The organism is Streptomyces sp. CB02414 (assembly GCF_001905385.1).
In the GTDB taxonomy this organism is placed as follows: Bacteria; Actinomycetota; Actinomycetes; order Streptomycetales; family Streptomycetaceae; genus Streptomyces.
Genome location: NZ_LIPF01000014.1, coordinates 19,866 through 38,138 on the forward strand (window position 1 = coordinate 19,866; position 18,273 = coordinate 38,138).

16 protein-coding genes are annotated in these 18,273 nt (G+C 72.5%); 13 read left to right on the top strand and 3 right to left on the bottom strand.

All coding sequences use genetic code 11. The features are described 5' to 3' along the window. Positions 1-9 precede the first annotated feature (9 nt). On the bottom strand, positions 10-753 hold the full coding sequence (aztA, locus tag AMK11_RS34260; protein WP_073732029.1) for a zinc ABC transporter ATP-binding protein AztA: 744 nt from the start codon (positions 751-753) through the stop codon (positions 10-12). A 14-nt stretch (positions 754-767) separates the two neighbouring features. On the opposite strand from aztA, the gene aztB reads away from it, so the two are divergent. The 6 genes from aztB to AMK11_RS34290 all read left to right on the top strand — a co-directional run bounded on the left by aztB (position 768) and on the right by AMK11_RS34290 (position 6,545). Beyond that, positions 768-1,625, top strand: coding sequence for a zinc ABC transporter permease AztB (aztB, locus tag AMK11_RS34265; protein WP_073732030.1), 858 nt, complete (start codon positions 768-770; stop codon positions 1,623-1,625). A 24-nt stretch (positions 1,626-1,649) separates the two neighbouring features. Continuing rightward, positions 1,650-2,885: a hypothetical protein gene (locus tag AMK11_RS34270; protein WP_073732031.1), complete on the top strand. Its 1,236-nt coding sequence runs from the start codon at positions 1,650-1,652 to the stop codon at positions 2,883-2,885. Then, positions 2,882-3,862, top strand: a complete 981-nt coding sequence (gene aztC, locus AMK11_RS34275) for a zinc ABC transporter substrate-binding protein AztC (protein ID WP_073732032.1) — start codon at positions 2,882-2,884, stop codon at positions 3,860-3,862. Before AMK11_RS34270 ends, aztC begins: the two co-directional genes overlap by 4 nt. Before the next feature lie 97 nt (positions 3,863-3,959). Then, positions 3,960-5,168 carry a zinc metallochaperone AztD gene (aztD, locus tag AMK11_RS34280; protein WP_073732033.1) on the top strand — a complete coding sequence of 403 codons (1,209 nt, stop codon included), beginning with the start codon at positions 3,960-3,962 and terminating at the stop codon, positions 5,166-5,168. Between the two features lie 121 nt (positions 5,169-5,289). Continuing rightward, on the top strand, positions 5,290-6,231 hold the full coding sequence (locus AMK11_RS34285; protein WP_073732034.1) for a TerC family protein: 942 nt from the start codon (positions 5,290-5,292) through the stop codon (positions 6,229-6,231). A 116-nt stretch (positions 6,232-6,347) separates the two neighbouring features. Next, positions 6,348-6,545, top strand: coding sequence for a hypothetical protein (locus AMK11_RS34290; RefSeq protein WP_073732035.1), 198 nt, complete (start codon positions 6,348-6,350; stop codon positions 6,543-6,545). A gap of 15 nt (positions 6,546-6,560) precedes the next feature. On the opposite strand, the gene AMK11_RS34295 is transcribed toward AMK11_RS34290, so the two are convergent. Further along, entirely contained in the window at positions 6,561-7,394 is an 834-nt protein-coding gene (locus AMK11_RS34295) for a DUF3152 domain-containing protein (RefSeq protein WP_073732134.1), read from the bottom strand. 113 nt (positions 7,395-7,507) lie between these two features. On the opposite strand from AMK11_RS34295, the gene AMK11_RS34300 reads away from it, so the two are divergent. From AMK11_RS34300 to ctaF, 7 genes are all read left to right on the top strand, one after another. After that, positions 7,508-8,197 (top strand): response regulator transcription factor, encoded by a 690-nt coding sequence (locus AMK11_RS34300; RefSeq protein WP_073732036.1) that lies wholly within the window; start codon positions 7,508-7,510, stop codon positions 8,195-8,197. Positions 8,198-8,208: 11 nt separating this feature from the next. Continuing rightward, on the top strand, positions 8,209-9,705 hold the full coding sequence (locus AMK11_RS34305; protein ID WP_383584188.1) for a sensor histidine kinase: 1,497 nt from the start codon (positions 8,209-8,211) through the stop codon (positions 9,703-9,705). Continuing rightward, on the top strand, positions 9,702-10,307 hold the full coding sequence (locus tag AMK11_RS34310; protein WP_073732038.1) for a GerMN domain-containing protein: 606 nt from the start codon (positions 9,702-9,704) through the stop codon (positions 10,305-10,307). The genes AMK11_RS34305 and AMK11_RS34310 overlap by 4 nt, the downstream gene beginning before the upstream one ends. A gap of 112 nt (positions 10,308-10,419) precedes the next feature. After that, positions 10,420-13,218, top strand: a complete 2,799-nt coding sequence (locus AMK11_RS34315; protein WP_073732039.1) for a hypothetical protein — start codon at positions 10,420-10,422, stop codon at positions 13,216-13,218. 107 nt (positions 13,219-13,325) lie between these two features. Further along, positions 13,326-14,495: a CaiB/BaiF CoA transferase family protein gene (locus AMK11_RS34320; protein ID WP_073732040.1), complete on the top strand. Its 1,170-nt coding sequence runs from the start codon at positions 13,326-13,328 to the stop codon at positions 14,493-14,495. Between the two features lie 58 nt (positions 14,496-14,553). Next, positions 14,554-16,239, top strand: coding sequence for an aa3-type cytochrome oxidase subunit I (gene ctaD / locus AMK11_RS34325; protein ID WP_443333933.1), 1,686 nt, complete (start codon positions 14,554-14,556; stop codon positions 16,237-16,239). Between the two features lie 4 nt (positions 16,240-16,243). Beyond that, entirely contained in the window at positions 16,244-16,705 is a 462-nt protein-coding gene (ctaF, locus tag AMK11_RS34330) for an aa3-type cytochrome oxidase subunit IV (protein ID WP_073732042.1), read from the top strand. Here ctaF and qcrB read toward each other — a convergent pair. Then, positions 16,630-18,246 (bottom strand): cytochrome bc1 complex cytochrome b subunit, encoded by a 1,617-nt coding sequence (gene qcrB / locus AMK11_RS34335; protein ID WP_073732043.1) that lies wholly within the window; start codon positions 18,244-18,246, stop codon positions 16,630-16,632. The genes ctaF and qcrB overlap by 76 nt on opposite strands. Between the last annotated feature and the right edge of the window lie 27 nt (positions 18,247-18,273).

The window sequence follows — 18,273 nt, forward strand, 5'->3', positions numbered from 1 at the left end:
GTGCGGCTGTCAGACGGGCTGCCAGACCTCGGCCAGTGCCGACGTGGTCAGCACGGCGTCGGGGTGCCCCTGTCCGGCCAGGCGGCCGTCACGGAGCAGGAGGCACGCGTCCGCCGAGCGGGCGGCATGAAGGTCGTGGGTGGCCTGGACGACGGTCACGCCGTCGGCGACCAGTTCCGTCAGCAGCGTCGCGATGCGCTCCCTGGCCTCGGGGTCGAGCCCCGTGGTCGGTTCGTCCAGCAGCAGGAGGTCCGAGTCCTGGGCCAGCCCCTGGGCGACGAGGACGCGTTGGCGCTGACCGCCCGACAGTTCCCCGAGCTGGCGTCCGGCGAGGTCGGCGACGTGCAGCCGGTCGAGCGCCGAGTCCACGCGCGCGCGGTCCTCGCGCGTCAGCCGGCGCCACGGGCCGCGCTCGCCCCAGCGTCCCATCTCCACGGTCTGCCGGACGGTCAGGGGCAGGGCGTCCGCGACGGCACCGCGCTGCGGCACGAAGGCCGGCGGCCGGTCGCCGTCGTGGTGCACGTCTCCCGCTGTCGGCCGGATCACACCGGCCAGGACGCCGAGCAGCGTCGACTTCCCGCTGCCGTTCGGGCCGACGAGGGCCGTGGTGGCCAACGCCGGTATCTCGGCGGTTATTCGGTGGAGCACCGGACGGCCCGGATAGCCGGCGCTCAGCCGACTGAAGCGGACGCGTGTCGTCCGTCGGGTGGGAGGGACCGGCGAAGGGCGCGGTTTGGTGAACATGATTTTCATTGTAGTGTCCTCGCATGGAGTGGTTGACAGCCCCGTTCGAAGTGACGTTCGTCCAGCGCGCCCTGTGGGGCGGCATCCTCGTGTCCGCCATCTGCGCGCCGGCCGGTACCTGGGTGGTGCTCAGGGGGATGGCCTTCCTCGGGGACGCCATGTCCCACGGGCTGCTGCCCGGCGTCGCGCTGGCCGCGCTGCTCGGCGGCAGTCCGCTGGTGGGCGCGGTGGCGAGCGCGGCCGTCATGACGGCGGGCGTCACCGCGCTCGGACGCACGCCGAGGCTGTCCCAGGACACCGGGATCGGGCTGCTGTTCGTGGGCATGCTGTCGCTGGGCGTGATCATCGTCTCGCGCTCGCAGTCCTTCGCCGTGGATCTGACCGGCTTCCTCTTCGGCGACGTCCTCGCCGTCCGGGAACAGGACCTCCTTCTGCTGGGCGCCGCCCTGCTGGTGGCCCTGGCCGTCTCGGTCCTCGGCCACCGCGCCTTCCTCGCCCTCGCGTTCGACCCGCGCAAGGCCCGCACCCTCGGCCTGCGCCCCCGTCTCGCACACGCGGTGCTGCTCGGCCTGCTGGGCATGGCGATCGTCGCCTCGTTCCACATCGTGGGGACCCTGCTGGTCCTGGGACTGCTCATCGCCCCGCCGGCGGCGGCCCTGCCCTGGGCGCGCGGCGTCCGCGGCGTCATGGTCCTGGCCGCGCTCCTCGGCACCGCCGCCACCTTCGGCGGCCTGCTCCTGTCCTGGCACCTGGGCACCGCCGCCGGCGCGACCGTCTCGGCGCTCGCGGTGAGCCTCTTCTTCCTCTCCCACGTCGCGTCCGGCCTCCGCCACCGCCGCGCGCGCCCCGCAGCCGTTCCCGCTCCGGCACCAGTCGACTGAAGGAAAAAAGGAAAAGCAGACGCGATGGCCCTGACCCTCCGAAAGAACACCACCACGCGGGCATCGACCGCACTCGTCCTCACCGCCCTCCTCGCCGCGGGCTGCGCCCAGGGAGCCGACGACACGTCCGCCCCGCCCGGCAACCCGCCGACCGCCACCCCGCACGGATACGTCGAAGGGGCGAAGGAGTCCGCCGAGCAGCAGTCCCGTCTCCTGCTCGGCGACCCCGGCAGCGGCGACACCCGGGTCCTCGACCTCATCACCGGCGGGGTGCACAGGACGGCGGACGTGGCGGGCGCGACCCGGCTGGCCTCCGACGGCCGCTTCGGCTACTTCGACACCCCCCGCGGGACGCACGTGGTCGACACCGGCGCCTGGATGGTCGACCACGGCGACCACGTGCACTACTACCGGGCGGCGATACGCGACGTCGGCGACCTCCCCGTGGGCCCGCACGCCGAGGTCCGCAGCGACGCCACCGTGACCGCGGTGACCGGCCGGGACGGCCGGACCAGGCTGTACGACCGGACGGAGCTGGAGGACGGCGAGGTCCCGGCCGCCCGGACCCTCGACGGGGTGCACTCCGGCCCGGTGGTGCCCTACGGGGAACACCTGCTCGCGTTCACCGGCGACGGCCGCTCCAAGCAGCTCACCGTGTACGACCGCGAGGGCGGGCGCGTCGCCTCGCCGGACGCGGAGTGCGAGGAGCCCCGCGGCGACGCGGTCACCCGGCGCGGACTCGTCCTCGGATGTGCCGACGGCGCCCTGCTCGTCAGCGCGGACGACGGCGCCTTCACCGCGGAGAGGATCCCGTACGGCGAGGAGGTGCCCGCGAAGGAACGGGCCACCGCCTTCCGGCACCGGGCCGGCAGCGACACCCTCACGGCACCGGCCGGCGATCGCGCCGTGTGGGTCCTGGACGTCACCGACCGCACCTGGAAGCGGGTGGAGACCGGGCCGGTCGTCGCCGCCAACACGGCGGGGGAGGGCTCCGCGCTGCTCGTCCTGGAGACCGACGGCGCCCTGCACGGGTACGACATCGCCACGGGCAGGGAGGCTTCCGCCACCGAGCCGCTCCTGGCCACGCCCGGGAAGACCGGCGCCGGCGGACCCGTCGTCGAGGTGGACCGCAGCCGCGCGTACGTCAACGACCCCGCGGGCAAGCGGGTGTACGAGGTCGACTACAACGACGGCCTGCGCATCGCCCGCACCTTCGACCTGGACATCGAGCCCCGCCTGATGACGGAGACCGGCCGATGAGGGGCACCAAGCGCGCCCGGGTCGGCGTCGCCCGGCTGCGCAGCCTGCTGATGGGCCTGCTCGCCCTCACCACGGCGGCGGCCGCCACCGCGTGCGCCACCACCGACGACCGGGCCCGCATCGTCGTGACCACCAACATCCTCGGTGACGTCACCCGGCAGATCGTCGGCGACGAGGCCGAGGTCACCGTCCTGATGAAACCGAACGCGGACCCGCACTCCTTCGGCCTGTCGGCGGTGCAGGCCGCCGAACTGGAGGCCGCCGACCTGGTGGTCTTCAACGGCCTCGGCCTGGAGGAGAACGTACTGCGGCACGTTAACGCCGCCCGCGAGGCCGGCGTGGCCACCTTCGAGGTCGGCGAGGCCGTCGACCCGCTCACCTTCCGCGCGAGCGACGACGGCGGCCCCGCCGACGGGGCCGGACAGCCGGACCCGCACTTCTGGACCGACCCGGACCGGATGCGCAAGGCGGCCGGCCTCATGGCCGACCAGGTGGTGGAGCACGTGGACGGCGTGGACGAGACGGCGATACGCGCCAACGCCGCCCGCTACGACGCACGACTCGCGGAGCTGTCCACCTGGATGGCGGACTCCTTCGACCGCATCCCCGACGACGAGCGCGCCCTGGTCACCAACCACCACGTCTTCGGCTACCTCGCCGAACGCTTCGGCTTCCGCGTCATCGGCGCCGTGATCCCCAGCGGCACGACGCTGGCCTCGCCCAGCTCCTCCGACCTGCGCTCGCTCACCCGGGCCATGGAACGGGCCGGGGTGCGCACCGTGTTCGCCGACTCCTCCCGGCCCAAGCGGCTGGCCGAGGTGCTGCGCACGGAACTGGGCGGCGACGTACGGGTCGTCGAGCTGTACTCGGAGTCGCTGACCGCGAAGGGCGAGGGCGCCGACACCTACCTGCGGATGATGCGCGCCAACACCACCGCCATGACCGACGGCCTGACCGCCTCCCCGGCCGGCGGCTGACTCCGCCTCGCCTTCCCCCTCCACCAGTTTCCGGCCGACCGGCCGGCCCCCTCCCGCATCACACGCCGCCCAGCGCGGCCCGGAAAGGAACACACCGGTGAACAAGTCGATACGCAACAGAACCCTCACGGGGACGGCCCTCGCCCTCGCGGTGTCCACGGTGCTGACCGCCTGCGGCGGCGACGGGGCCTCGTCCTCCTCGTCCGACGCGAAGGCGAAGGACACCGCGAGCGCCACACCCGCCGCCACGGTCACGGACCCGCTGGTGGCCACCTTCGACGGCGGCCTCTACATCCTGGACGGCAAGAGCCTGAAGCTGACCCGGACCATCGAGCTGCCCGGGTTCAACCGGGTCAACCCGGCCGGGGACGACGACCACGTCATCGTCTCCACCGACAGCGGCTTCCGCGTCCTGGACGCGGCGGGCCAGACCCTCACCGACATCGAGTACCCGGGTGCCAAGCCCGGCCACGTCGTACGCCACGCCGGGAAGACGGTGCTCTTCACCGACGGCACCGGCCAGGTCAACGTCTTCGACCCCGCCGACCTCGCCGCCGGCGAGAAGCCGCGGGGCCGCACCTACACCACGGCCGAGGCCCACCACGGCGTCGCCATCGAACTGGCGAACGGCGAGCTGCTCACCACCGTCGGTGACGAGGAGAAGCGCACCGGAGCCCTCGTCCTGGACGAGAACGGCAAGGAGATCGCCCGCAACGAGGACTGCCCCGGCGTGCACGGCGAGGCGGCGGCCGAGGGGGAGGCGATCGCCGTCGGCTGCGAGGACGGAGTACTGCTCTACAAGGACGGCGAGTTCACCAAGGTGGACGCCCCCGACGACTACGGCCGGATCGGCAACCAGGCCGGCAGCGACGCCTCGCCCGTCCTGCTGGGCGACTACAAGACCGACCCGGACGCGGAGCTGGAGCGGCCCACGCGGGTGTCGCTGATCGACACGGAGAAGGCGGAGCTGCGCCTGGTCGACCTCGGCACCAGCTACTCGTTCCGCTCGCTGGCCCGCGGACCGCACGGCGAGGCACTCGTCCTCGGCACCGACGGCGCGATCCACGTCATCGACCCGGTCAGCGGCAAGGTCACCCAGAAGATTCCCGCCGTGGGCGCGTGGCAGGAACCGCTGGACTGGCAGCAGCCGAGGCCCACGCTCTTCGTCCGCGACCACACCGCCTACGTCTCCGAGCCGAGCACGAAGGGCCTGCACGCCATCGACCTGGAGTCGGGCGAGAAGGTCGGGTCCGTGACGCTCCCGAAGGGCACCAACGAACTGTCGGGCGTCGTCGCCGGGCACTGACCCCGCACTCCCGCGCGGCCACCAGCGCGGCGGGCCGCCCGGCCTCCGGGCGACCCGCCCCCGTGCGTAGGGCACACTCGGACGGAGGGGGGCCGTCCCTGCGGATCACTGCGAGGCCCGCATGCTCGATGTGCCGTTCTGGCTCTGGACCGTCTTCGCCGCGACCGTGGTCGTGTCGCTCGTCGTCGACCTCCTGGCCCACCGCAGCGCCCACGTCATCGGGTTCAAGGAGGCGGCGGCCTGGAGCGGACTGTGGGTGGGACTCGCCCTCGTCTTCGGGGCGGTCGTCTTCCTGGTGCTCGGCGGGACGGCGGGGACCGAGTACACCACCGCGTGGCTGCTGGAGAAAAGCCTCTCCGTCGACAACCTCTTCGTCTTCGCCCTGATCTTCGCCTATTTCAAGGTGCCCCGCGAATACCAGCACCGCGTCCTGTTCTTCGGGGTCATCGGCGCCCTGGTGTTCCGCGGCCTCTTCCTGGCCGCGGGTGTCGCCGTGGTCAGCCGGTTCACCGCCGTCCTGTTCGTCTTCGCGGCCATCCTCTTCTACAGCGTGTACAAGATCCTCAAGGGGGAGGAGGAGAGCTTCGACCCGGGCCGGAGCTTCGCCGTCCGCCTGCTGCGCAAGTTCGTCCCCGTGCGGGACGAGTACGCGGGGCAGCATTTCTTCGTCAAGGAGGCGGGGAAGCGGGTGGCGACGCCCCTGCTGGCCGTCGTCGCCGCGATCGAGGCGGCCGACCTGATCTTCGCCGTGGACAGCGTGCCGGCCGTGCTCGCCGTCAGTGACGAGACCTTCATCGTCTACACCAGCAACGCGTTCGCCATCCTCGGCCTCAGGGCCCTGTACTTCATGCTGTCGGGCCTGCTGGACCGCTTCCACTACCTGAGCACGGGCCTGGCCGTCATCCTCGGCTTCATCGGCGTCAAGCTCATCCTCCAGGCGAGCCACGAGATGATCAGCAAGTCCATCCCCGAGATCCCCTCCACGGTGAGCCTGGCCGTGATCGTCGTGGTCCTGACGGTGTCGGTGATCATGAGTTTGCGGCGCCCCCAGGAGTCCCCGTAGTCCCCGTGACGGCCGCGCCGACGTCCCACTGTCCCTTTCGCACATTCGAACGTAAAGTGGGGGCAAAGGCTTTTCAAAGCTCTCGCTGGTGTTGGTGAGAAATCATGACCAGTCACATGCAGAAGACGAAAACCCAGGGCACGAAAACACAGCACACCGATTCGCCGCGCGAGGACGTCTGCCCCCGCTGCGGCCACCACGTGCCCCCGGAGGTCTCGCGCCACAAGACCCTCGGCATCTACGTCCCGGTATGGCACCGGGGCACCTGCCTGAATCCCGACTGCCCCGAGTCCGGCCAGGAGCGGCACCCGTAGCCCGGGGCCGCCGGCTCAGCCGACGGCGGGACCGGTGACGGCCCGGCCCTCGCGGTCGTAGGGCCAGACGTTGGTCCGGCAGCCGTGCAGGCCCTTGATCTGCTGCATCATCACCGGGGCGGGACGCCCCGCCCCGGGGCAGCCCTCGTGGCCGTGGCCGAGGAAGTGCCCGACCTCGTGGTTGATGATCAGCGCGCGATACGACGTCACGTCGTCCGCGTAGTACTGCGTCGCCAGCAGCCACCGCTTGAGGTTGACCATGACGTCCTGACCGACGTTGCAGTTGACCTCGCCGCCGGTGTCCAGACCGTACTGGCCGCATATGTCGTCCACGGTCCCCGCCGTGGCCAGCCGCACCCGGAAGTCGGACGTGCCGCCGGACACCCGACGGAACCCGGTCCGCCCGTCGGCCGTCCAGCCACGCTCGTCGGCGAGGATCCGCTCCACCTCGGCCGCCACCTCCGGCGCCGCGATCCCGATGCCGTCCTCGACCTGCACGACGTAGGTGAGCGTCCGTCCGCTCCCGCCGACCCGGTCACCGCCGCCCTGGGCGGTGACGAACGTCCCGGGGCCCGACGACGGGATGGATCCGGCCTCCACGGAGCCCTCCTCCGTTTCTTCCTCCGTCTCGGCGGCCTCTGGCGCGGACGGCCCGGCCGCGTCCGCGCGGCCGTCGGAGGACGCGGACCGTTCCCCGAGGAACAGGCCGCCGGCGAGCAGCAGCACGACACCGGTCACGAGCCCCGCCCACAGGAGCGGCGGCCCGCCGCCCGGCCTGCGACGGGCCCGGCTTCCGCGGCGGCGGGACGCGCCGGAGGGCGCGGAGGGGTTCGATCGGTGCGCGTTCATGATCACGAAGCGTGCCGGGGCCGTGTGATCGCCCATGGACGGCTTGTGGACCGCTGTGTAACAGCCGTGACCCGCACGCGGGCGTTCGCACGTACATCCGCATACTGAGACCCATGCCGAGGGTCCTGATCATCGAAGACGACCGCGCCGTCCGGGAGGGCGTGCGCCTGGCCCTGCGCCGCCAGGGACACGAGGTCGCCGCCGCGGCGACGGGCGAGGAGGGGCTGGAGCAGCTGCGGGCGTTCCGGCCCGACGCCGTCGTCCTCGACCTGATGCTGCCCGGCATGCCCGGTCTGGAGGTGTGCCGCCGCATCCGCGCGCACGACCAGGTGCCGATCATCATGGCCACCGCCCGCGGCGACGACACGGACATCGTGGTCGGACTGGAGTCCGGAGCCGACGACTACGTGGTCAAGCCGGTCCGCGCCCGCGTACTGGACGCACGCATCCGCGCGGTGCTGCGCCGGGTGGGCGGCGCCGCGGACGACCACGGCACCGCCCGCGTCGAACACCACGGCGACCTGGTCATCGACCGGGCCGGCCTCACCGTCACCCACCAGGGACGGCCGGTCGCCCTCGGCCCCTCCGAACTCCGGCTGCTGCTGACCCTGTCCGCCTCCGCCGGGCAGGTCTTCAGCCGCCAGCAGCTCCTGGAAGCCGTCTGGGAGCACAGCTACCACGGCGACGCGCGACTGGTGGACGCCTGCGTCAAACGCCTGCGGTCCAAGATCGGCGAACCCGCCGGCAGTCCCCGCTACGTCCACACCGTGCGCGGCTTCGGCTACCGCTTCGGGGCCCGATGAGAATGCCTCGCGTGCCGCGCGCGCTGAACGGGCTGCGCGTGCGGCTGGTCGTGGCCTTCACCCTCGTCGCCGTCGTCGCCACCGTGACCACGGGCGCCCTGACCTTCCGCGAGGCGCGCACCGGGGTCCTCCAGCAGAGCCAGGACACGGTGATCGAGGACTTCCGGCACCGCGTCAACACCCTGGTCCCCAACTACCGCTTCCCGCCCGACGAGTCCGACCTCCAGGTGTTCGCCGCCGACGTGTCGCGCGGCGGCCGGTCCCAGAACTGGCGGGTGCTGGTCGCCTACGGGCAGGCGAGCGCGACGTCCGAGACCGGCGACGCGTTCCGCGAACTGTCGCCGGAGATGCGCGAGTCCGTGCGCACCCGCCGGGCCACGGTGTTCCAGCGCGTGACGCGGGACGGCCACTCCGCACTGGTCGTCGGGATGCCCGTCACCTTCGCCGGCGACTACAGCACCGAACGGCCCGCCTCGGGGCTCGAGGTCTACCTCACCGTGCCGCAGCGCGAGGAGCAGGGTTACGTCGACGCGCTGGTCTCCGCCATCGAACGCGCCACCGTGCCCGCCCTGGCCCTGGCCGTCCTGATCGCGCTCCTGGCCGCGCGCGGTGTGCTGCGCCCCGTGCGTGCCCTGCGGCGGGCCACCCGAAGCATCGCCGAGGGCCGCCTCGACACGCGGCTCGCGGTCCAGGGCTCCGACGAACTCGCCGATCTGTCCCGCACCTTCAACGAGACGGCGGCCGCGCTGGAGGGTTCGGTGGCGGAACTGCGGCGCATGGAGGCCGGCGCGCGCCGTTTCGCCGCGGACGTCTCCCACGAGCTGCGCACCCCGCTGGCGGCGATGTCGGCGGTCACGGACGTACTGGACGAGGACGCGGCCGGCCTGGACGAGGACACCGCGACGGCCGTGCGCCTCATCAGCGAGGAGACCACGAAGCTGGCCGGCCTGGTGGACGACCTGATGGAGATCTCCCGGTTCGACGCGGGTGCCGCGGCCCTGCACCTGGACGACATCGACCTCGCCGAGTCCGTTCGGCGCACGCTCGCCGCCCGCGGCTGGCCGGACACCGTACAAACCAGCCTGCCCGGACCGGGCGAGCTGCGCGGCCGGGTCGACCCGCGCCGACTCGACGTCGTCGTCGCCAACCTCGTCGCCAACGCGCTGCGCCACGGCGCCCCGCCCGTCCGCCTGCGCCTGCGCGAGGAGCACGACCCCCGGACGGGCAGGCAGGCGGTCATCGAGGTCCACGACGGCGGGGACGGCATCCCCGAAGACGTCCTGCCGCAGGTCTTCGACCGCTTCTACAAGTCGGACAGCGCCCGCGTCCGGAGCGAGGGCAGCGGCCTCGGACTGGCCATCACCACGGAGAACGTGCGCCTGCACGGCGGCACCGTCCGCGCGGCCAACCACCCGGACGGCGGCGCCGTCTTCACGGTCGTCCTCCCGCTGCGGCCGGAGGGCGCCGGGGACCGTACGACGCACACGGACGAGGAGGACCGGCCATGAACCCCCGACGCAGGCTCGCCCTCACCCTCCTGTGCGCGGCGCTGCTCCCGCTCTCCGCCTGCGGCATCCCCGCGACCGGCGTGGTGGAGGCGGGGGAGCCCGCGACCGGCGTCCGGGACCCGGCCGGGACCCCCGTCCCGACACCGGCACCGTCCGAGGCCGTGCCCGCCGCCGCGGTCCCGCTCTACTTCGTGGCGGACGGCGACCTGGTGGCGGTGACGCGCACGGTGACCGGCGCGGCCGACCTCGGCAGCGCCGTACTCATGCTGTTCAAGGGGCCGGACGCCGAGGAGCGGAGGCGGGGGCTGACGACCGAACTGCCGCCGGCCGCCGAGGCGCCCACCGTCCGCGCCGACGGAGCGGCGGTCGTCGTCCAACTGCCGAAGGGGGCCGGGAGCCTCAGCGAGACGGCCGTCGACCAGCTGGCCTGCACGGTCGCCGTCGCCCGCCTGCGCCAGGACCCGGCCCTCGGCAGCGCGCAGGTGACCGTGGAACAGCCCGGCGGCCGGCTCGCCGGCCGGTCCAGCGACGACTGCCCGGCCGGCATGGCCGACGCGGCCGACAGAACGGAAGGCACCGGCGGAAGCACCCCCGGGGGCTGACCGCACGCCCGAGCGCGCTCACAGGCAACCCGAAAGAACTCGTTCCCCTCCTCCTCCAACGAGGGCCGTCCGCACCGGCGGAGCCCCGGCCCGAGGCATTGAGGAGCGATTCTTGATACGTGCTCGAAGGACATGGGCCGCCGCGGCTGCGGCCCTGACCCTGCTGGGAGTGGCGCCCGCCGCCGCCCACGCCGCACCCCGACCGCCAGGCACCGCCGCCGCCCCCGCGACCCCGGCCGGCACCGCGGACCTCCCGCCCGGCTGGCGGGTCACCGGCACCGGTGACGAGAGAGCCCTCCAGTGGCGCTCCCCGAGGAACGTCCCGCACGGCGACGCCCGGGTGGAGTTCCACGCCGACGGCCGCCTGCTCGGCGTACCGGAACCGGACGACGACGGCCGCACCTTCCGCTTACCCCTGCACGACACCGAACCGGCCGCCCTCGACGGGCTCACGGACCTCCGGGTCCTGGCCGCCGGCCGCCGCCTCGACGAGGAACCCGGCGCCCCGGCCCGCGAGCGCCGCCCCTCCCAGGCGCCCCCGGCGAAACTCCCGCCCCCGCTCCCCGCCGGCAGCGTCGACCCGGGCAGGCCCGGCCGGTTCGCCACGACGACCGGCGAGTACACGCTCGACCCCGTACGGCTGCCCGGCCTTTCCGCGCCGGTCGAGATGCGCGGCCTCGTCGTCGCGCCGAAGGGGGCGGCCGGCAAGCGCCCGCTCGCCCTGTTCCTGCACGGCCGCCACGGCACCTGCTACGTCCCCGGCCAGGGCGAGGAGGCCGTCACGATCGACTGGCCCTGCGCCGACGGCGCCCGGCCCATCCCCAGTCACCGCGGCTACCTCCAGGACCAGAAGCTGCTCGCCTCCCAGGGCTACGTGACCGTCTCGGTCTCCGCCAACGGCATCAACGGCCAGGACGGCGACCTCGACGACGGCGGCGCCCAGGCCCGTTCCTCCCTGGTGCGCTCGCACCTGGCCCGCTGGGCCGACTGGGCCGCCCACTCCGCCACGGCACCCGGACCCGTGCGCCGGGGTCCGAAGGCCGACCTGTCCCGCGTCCTGCTCGTCGGGCACTCGCGCGGCGGCGAAGGCGTCGACCGGGCCGCCATGGACAGCCTCTACCCGCCACCCCCGAGCCAGGACGGCAGCCCCGGCCGCTCCCGCTGGAACATCCGCGGCACCGTACTCATCGGCCCCACCGCCTTCGGCCAGAACCCCGTCCCCGACGTGCCGTCACTGACGATCCTGCCGGGCTGCGACGGTGACGTCGCCGACCTCCAGGGGCAGCTCTACGTCGACGGCACGCGTGGCGTGAGCCGGGGCCGGGCGCTGCACAGCGCGGTCCACATCACGGGCGCGAACCACAACTACTTCAACAGCGAGTGGACGCCCGGCCAGGCCGAGGCGCCCGCCTCCGACGACTTCTGGGACGACCCCGAGGGTCCCGACCCGGTCTGCTCGGTGGGCAGCCCCACCCGCCTCACCGCCGAGCAGCAGCACCGGGCAGGCGCCACCTACATCGCCGCCGCAGCACGGCTGTTCGTCGCCGGTGACGACCGGGTGCGCGAGCTGATCGACGGCACCGGCCGCCGGGCCCCCTCGGCCGACCCGGCACGGGCGCTGACCCACGCGGTCGGCGCCGGCCGCGGCGCCGGACTCCTGCCGGACGACGGGGTGGAGGTGACCGGTGGACGCCTGTGCTCCGCGGTCGACCCCGACCCGGCCGCGGCCTGCCTCGGCGAGGACGCCCGCGGCTCCTCGCCCCACTTCGCGTACTGGCAGCCGGAACGCGAGGTCGGCCGCGGCGCCGTCGCCCTCGACTGGGCCGCACCGGGCACCCCGGCCCGGATCCGCCCCAGGACGCCCGTCTCCCTCAAGGGCGCCGAAAGCCTCGCCCTGCGCGTCATCGTGCCGCCGGGCAGCACCGGCACCCGGCTCGACGTGTCCGTCACCGACACCGACGGCCGGCGCGCCACCCTCGGCGGCGTCCGCGCCGACGGACTGCCGGGCAGCGACCGCACGGCCTCCTACTGGGCGCAGGAACTGCGGGTACCGCTCACCGCCGCCACCCGCAACGGCATCGACCTGCGCCGGATCGCCTCGCTGGAACTGACGCCGCGTTCGTCCTCGGGCCAGGCCTGGCTGATGGACGCCCACGCCTGGCAGCCCGGCACCCCCCGGGTGCGGCCGGCCCCGCTGGCCCGGGTCGACGTCGGCCGGACGACGGTGAAGGAGGGCGACGACGGGGAGCGCACCTACCGCGTCCCGGTGCGCGTATCCGGCAAGGGCGGCGGCACGGTCCACACGTACGTCACCGATCCGGCGACCGGAGAGACCGAGCACCGGCTGGTGAACGTCCGTCCCGGCGGCTCCGGCATCGACGTGACGGTGAAGGTGGCGGGCAACAAGCGGTACGCCTGGGACACCTCGCACGACCTGCTGGTGAAGGCGGTCCGCGGATCGGTCGTCGGCTCCTACGCGGGCGGTGTCACCGTCGAGAACGACGACCCGATGCCGGAGATCACCGTCAGTCCCGTCGCCGACGCGGTCACCGAGGGACAGCCGCTGCGCTGGCGCGTCTCGCTGTCCGAGCCCGCCGACGTCCTCCTCGGCACCGTGCTGCTGCCGGTGCCGGACGACACCCGTCCCGAACTGTCCACCAAGGACGTCGACCCGGACTGGCTGCTGGAGCACGCGTGGGAGGTCCCCGACGGCGAGGTCCCGCTGTCCCGGCTGGAGTACTTCTCGCTGTGGGCGATGGTCCCGCCGGGGGAGACCGACGCCGAGGTGACGGTGCCCACCATCCGCGACGAGGTCACCGAACCCGCCGAGCACATCGGGTGGCAGCCCACCGACGACGAAGGTGAGCCGCAGGGACCGGTGCTGAGCGGTACGGTCCTCGACGCGTCGTAGAAGACCCGGACCGGCCCCGCACGCGGTTCCGGACCCTCCCGTCCGGAGCCGCGTGCGCGTGGCGCAGCTCACGTGTGAGGGCACCGCCGAGCGCGCACGATGACGCCATGCCCGATGACACCACCCTCACCGACCACGACACGGCAGCCCTCCGGGGTGTGCGGATCGCCGACTTCTCCCGCGTCCTCGCCGGACCGTACGCGACGATGCTCCTCGCCGACCTGGGCGCCGACGTCGTCAAGGTGGAACGGCCCGGCACCGGCGACGACACCCGCGCCTGGCGCCCGCCCGCCGACGCCTCCGGCACCTCCACCTACTTCCTGGGCGTCAACCGCAACAAACGGTCCGTCACCCTCGACCTCGCCACCGACGAGGGACGCGACCGGGCCCGCGAACTGATCGCAGGCGCGGACGTCGTGGTGGAGAACTTCCGCCCCGGCACCATGGAGAAGCTCGGCCTCGGCCACGAGGAACTGCGCGCCGCCGACCCGCGGCTCGTCTACTGCTCCGTCACCGGCTTCGGCACCGGAGCCGGCGCCGGGCTGCCCGGCTACGACCTGCTGGTGCAGGCCGTCGGCGGCCTGATGAGCGTCACCGGGGAACCGGACGGCGAACCCACCAAGACGGGCGTCGCCCTCGTCGACGTCATCACCGGCCTGCACGCCACCGTCGGCATCCTCGCCGCTCTGCGCCACCGGGAACGCACCGGCGAGGGCCAGCTCGTCGAGGTCAGCCTGCTCGGCTCGCTGCTGTCGGCGATGGCCAACCAGGCCTCGGGCTACGTCGCCGCGGGCGTCGTACCGGGACGGCTCGGCAACGCCCACCCGAGCATCGCCCCGTACGAGACCTTCAACACCGCCGACCGGCCGATCGCCCTCGCCGTCGGCAACGACCGGCAGTTCGCCGCGCTGGCCGCGCTGCTCGGCGTCCCGGAACTCGCCGACGACGCGAGATTCCGCACCAACCCCGACCGCGTGGCCCACCGTCGTGAACTCCGGTCGCTCCTCCAGGACCGGCTGCGCACCCGCGGCGCCGACCACTGGGCCGGCGTGCTGCCCGCGGCCGGAGTGCCGGCCGGCCCGGTCAACGCCCTCGACGAAGCCTTCGCCTACGCCGGACGGCTGGGCGTCGAGGCCGTCGTGGACGTCGGCGGTGCCCGCCAGGTGGCCCATCCGATCGGTCTCGCCGCCACCCCGGCGCGCTACCGCCTCGCACCACCTGAGCTGGGCGAACACACCGCCGAGGTCTTCCCGGGCGACGGGGGCGCGAGCACCTGACACCGGCCCCGGCGTGGCCGTACGACTGAGCCGGGGGCGCCTGGGTACCCTCCGCCGCATGGCGGTGGACGAGAGGACACAACCGCCGCGCCGGACCCCGGCGCGGCAGCGGACCAACCGCACGCTCGGCCGGGCACTCGCCCGATGGGCGACCACGACCGATCACAAAGTGATCGGCAACCTCTACATGACGACGTCCTTCGGGTTCTTCCTCTTCGGCGGCGTCCTCGCCCTGCTGATGCGCAGTGAGCTGGCCCGCCCCGGGCTCCAGTTGCTCAGTACGCACCAGTACAACCAGCTCTTCACCGTCCACGGCACGATCATGATGCTGCTGTTCGCGACCCCGCTGTTCGCCGGGTTCGCCAACGCGGTCATGCCGTTGCAGATCGGCGCCCCGGACGTGGCCTTCCCCCGGCTCAACGCGCTCTCGTACTGGCTGTACCTGTTCGGCGGCCTGATGGTGGTGGCCGGGTTCCTGACGCCCGGGGGAGCCGCGGCCTTCGGCTGGTTCGCCTACGCGCCGCTGAACAACGAGGTGTTCAGCCCCGGAGCGGGCGGCGACCTGTGGACCATGGGACTGGTCGTGACCGGCGTGTCCACCACGCTCGGCGCGGTCAACTTCATCACCACCATCCTGTGCCTGCGCGCCCCCGGCATGACCATGTTCCGGATGCCGATCTTCACCTGGAACGTGCTGTTCACGTCGATCCTGGTGCTGCCGGCCTTCCCCGTCCTCACCGCCGCGCTGCTCGCGCTGGAGGCCGACCGGAAGTTCGGCGCGCACATCTTCGACGCGGCGAACGGCGGGGCACTGCTGTGGCAGCACCTGTTCTGGTTCTTCGGCCACCCCGAGGTGTACATCGTCGCGCTGCCGTTCTTCGGCATCGTCTCCGAGATCATCCCGGTGTTCAGCCGCAAACCGATCTTCGGCTACGTCAGCCTGGTGGGCGCCACCATCGCCATCACCATGCTGTCCGCGGTGGTGTGGGCCCACCACATGTTCGCCACCGGCGCGGTGCTGCTGCCGTTCTTCTCCCTGATGTCGTTCCTCATCGCGGTGCCGACGGGAGTGAAGTTCTTCAACTGGATCGGCACGATGATGCACGGCTCGCTGTCCTTCGAGACACCCATGCTGTGGTCGTTCGGGTTCCTGATGACCTTCCTGCTCGGCGGCATGAGCGGCGTCCTCATCGCCTCGCCGCCCCTGGACTTCCATCTGACGGACTCGTACTTCATCGTCGCCCACCTGCACTACGTGCTGTTCGGCACGGTCGTCTTCGCGATGTTCGCGGGCTTCTACTTCTGGTGGCCGAAGTTCACCGGCAGACTCCTCGACGAACGCCTCGGGAAGATCCACTTCTGGACGCTCTTCGTCGGCTTCCAGACCACCTTCCTCGTCCAGCACTGGCTCGGCCAGCAGGGCATGCCCCGCCGCTACGCCGACTACCTGGCCGCGGACGGCTTCACCGCGCTGAACACCATCAGCTCCATCGGCGCCTTCCTGCTCGGCCTGTCGACCCTGCCGTTCCTCTACAACGTGTGGCGCACCCGCCAGTACGGCGCGAAGGTGGAGCACGACGACCCCTGGGGCTTCGGGCGTTCCCTCGAATGGGCCACCTCCTGCCCGCCCCCGCGGCACAACTTCACGTCGCTGCCCCGGGTCCGCTCCGAGTCCCCGGCCTTCGACCTGCACCACCCGGCCATCACCCGACGCGACCAGCGGCACGAGCAGAGGAAGCAGTAGCAGAGTGAGGACCGAAGCCCGTCTGTTCACCGGCGTGGCGGCCTTCTTCGCCGTCACCGCCGCCGGCTACGGCTGGTTCTCCCACGAACCGGCCGGCACCGCGGCACTGACCGTCGCCTTCCTGATGGCCTCGCTCGTCGCGTTCTTCCTGCGCGTGCAGTACCGCAAGAAGGGCCTGCGCGCCCAGGACCGCGGGGACGCGGAGGTCCTGGACACCGCGGGCCCGCTCGACTTCTTCCCGCCGCACAGCCCCTGGCCGATCACCACCGCCCTGGGCGCCGTCGTCGTCGCACTCGGCATCGTCTACGGCCTGTGGCTCGCCCTCATCGGCTTCGGCATCCTTACCCTCGCCGTCCTCGGCCTCGTCCTCCAGTACGCCGGCCGGGACGCTCAGCGCTCCAGCTCACCCGGAGAGGAAGGGGACTCCTCCGGGCCCGCCTCCTCGACGTCGACCCGGTCGCCGTAGTACCACTCGCTGAGCGTCGCCCGCAGCCGCCCCACATGCGGTGCCTCGTCGTCGGACGGAACCGGCGCCAGCGGCTCAGGCTCCCGCCGCGACCGCAGCACATGCCGCTCCTCGGTGCCGAGGGGCGCGTGGGTCTCGACGTAGCCCCCCGCGAGCGTCTGCCGCAACTGCCCCGTCTCCGCGCCCTCGTCCAGCCGCTCGCGCTCCCGCTCCTGCAGAGCCAGGCAGACCCGCTTGGTCACCATGAACGCGATCGGCGGCAGCAGCACCAGGGAGATCCGGAACACCCAGGTCAGCAGGTTGAGCGAGATGTCGAAGACATGGGCGATGATGTCGTTGCCGCCCGCCAGGAGGAGCACCGCGTAGAAGCAGATCGCGGCGACGCCCAGCCCGGTCCGCACGGGCTTGTCCCGGGGCCGGTCGCACAGGTGGTGCTCCTGGTGGTCGCCCGTCACCCAGCGCTCGAAGAACGGGTAGGCGTACAGCACCGCGAACAGGGCGGCCGGCAGTACCACCGCGGGCACCAGGACGTTCCACATCACGGTGTGGCCCCAGACCTCCGTCTCGAACGGCGGCATCAGCCGCAGCGACCCCTCCAGGAAACCGACGTACCAGTCCGGCTGCGAGCCGAAGGACACCACGTCGGGCCGGTAGGGGCCGTACGCCCAGATCGGGTTGATCTGCGCCACCGCCCCGAGCACCGTCAGGACGCCGAAGACCATGAAGAACAGGCCCGTGGAGTTCGTCACGAACTGCGGGAACATCGGCTTGCCGACCGCGTTGCGGTTGGTCCGGCCCGGGCCCGCCCACTGGGTGTGCTTGAGGTAGAAGACCAGGATCAGATGGAGCGTCACCAGCGCCAGCAGCACCCCGGGAACGAGCAGGATGTGCACCGAGTACAGCCGCGGCACGATGTCGTCGCCGGGATACTCGCCGCCGAACACGAACATGCTGATGTACGTGCCCACCACCGGGATCGACAGCATGATGCCCTGTGCGATGCGCAGCCCCGTCCCGGACAGCAGGTCGTCGGGGAGCGAGTAGCCGGCGAAGCCCTCGACGAGCGCCAGCAGGAAGAGCGTCACGCCGATCAGCCAGTTGACCTCACGCGGCCGGCGGAACGCCCCGGTGAAGAAGACCCGCAGCAGATGCACTCCGATGGCCGACAGAAACACCAGCGCCGCCCAGTGGTGCGTCTGCCGGATCAGCAGCCCGCCGCGCACGTCGAAGCTGATGTCCACCGTCGAGCGGTACGCCTCCGACATGCTCAGCCCGAGCAGCGGCTCGTACGACCCGTCGTAGACGACCTCCGTCATCGACGGCTTGAAGAACAGGGTCAGCCAGACACCGGTCAGCAGCAGCACGACGAAGCTGTAGAGGGCGATCTCGCCCAGGAGGAACGACCAGTGCTCCGGGAACGCCTTGCGCAACAGCCCCCCGCCCGCGGAGACGGGGAGCCGCCCGTCGGCCCACTGGACGGTGCGTTCGGCCGCGTCGCGGGCCCGCGCACCGGCGCGGGCCCTTCTCCTGTTCAACAGCACGGCGCATGGGTTCCCCGGCGCCCGTGC

Excerpts from the sequence above, each read along its gene's own strand:
- aztA (WP_073732029.1), bottom strand. The coding sequence starts at position 753 with ATGAAAATCATGTTCACCAAACCGCGCCCTTCGCCGGTCCCTCCCACC.
- aztB (WP_073732030.1), top strand. The coding sequence starts at position 768 with ATGGAGTGGTTGACAGCCCCGTTCGAAGTGACGTTCGTCCAGCGCGCC.
- AMK11_RS34270 (WP_073732031.1), top strand. The coding sequence starts at position 1,650 with ATGGCCCTGACCCTCCGAAAGAACACCACCACGCGGGCATCGACCGCA.
- aztC (WP_073732032.1), top strand. The coding sequence starts at position 2,882 with ATGAGGGGCACCAAGCGCGCCCGGGTCGGCGTCGCCCGGCTGCGCAGC.
- AMK11_RS34285 (WP_073732034.1), top strand. The coding sequence starts at position 5,290 with ATGCTCGATGTGCCGTTCTGGCTCTGGACCGTCTTCGCCGCGACCGTG.
- AMK11_RS34290 (WP_073732035.1), top strand. The coding sequence starts at position 6,348 with ATGCAGAAGACGAAAACCCAGGGCACGAAAACACAGCACACCGATTCG.
- AMK11_RS34295 (WP_073732134.1), bottom strand. The coding sequence starts at position 7,394 with ATGAACGCGCACCGATCGAACCCCTCCGCGCCCTCCGGCGCGTCCCGC.
- AMK11_RS34300 (WP_073732036.1), top strand. The coding sequence starts at position 7,508 with ATGCCGAGGGTCCTGATCATCGAAGACGACCGCGCCGTCCGGGAGGGC.
- AMK11_RS34310 (WP_073732038.1), top strand. The coding sequence starts at position 9,702 with ATGAACCCCCGACGCAGGCTCGCCCTCACCCTCCTGTGCGCGGCGCTG.
- AMK11_RS34320 (WP_073732040.1), top strand. The coding sequence starts at position 13,326 with ATGCCCGATGACACCACCCTCACCGACCACGACACGGCAGCCCTCCGG.
- ctaD (WP_443333933.1), top strand. The coding sequence starts at position 14,554 with ATGGCGGTGGACGAGAGGACACAACCGCCGCGCCGGACCCCGGCGCGG.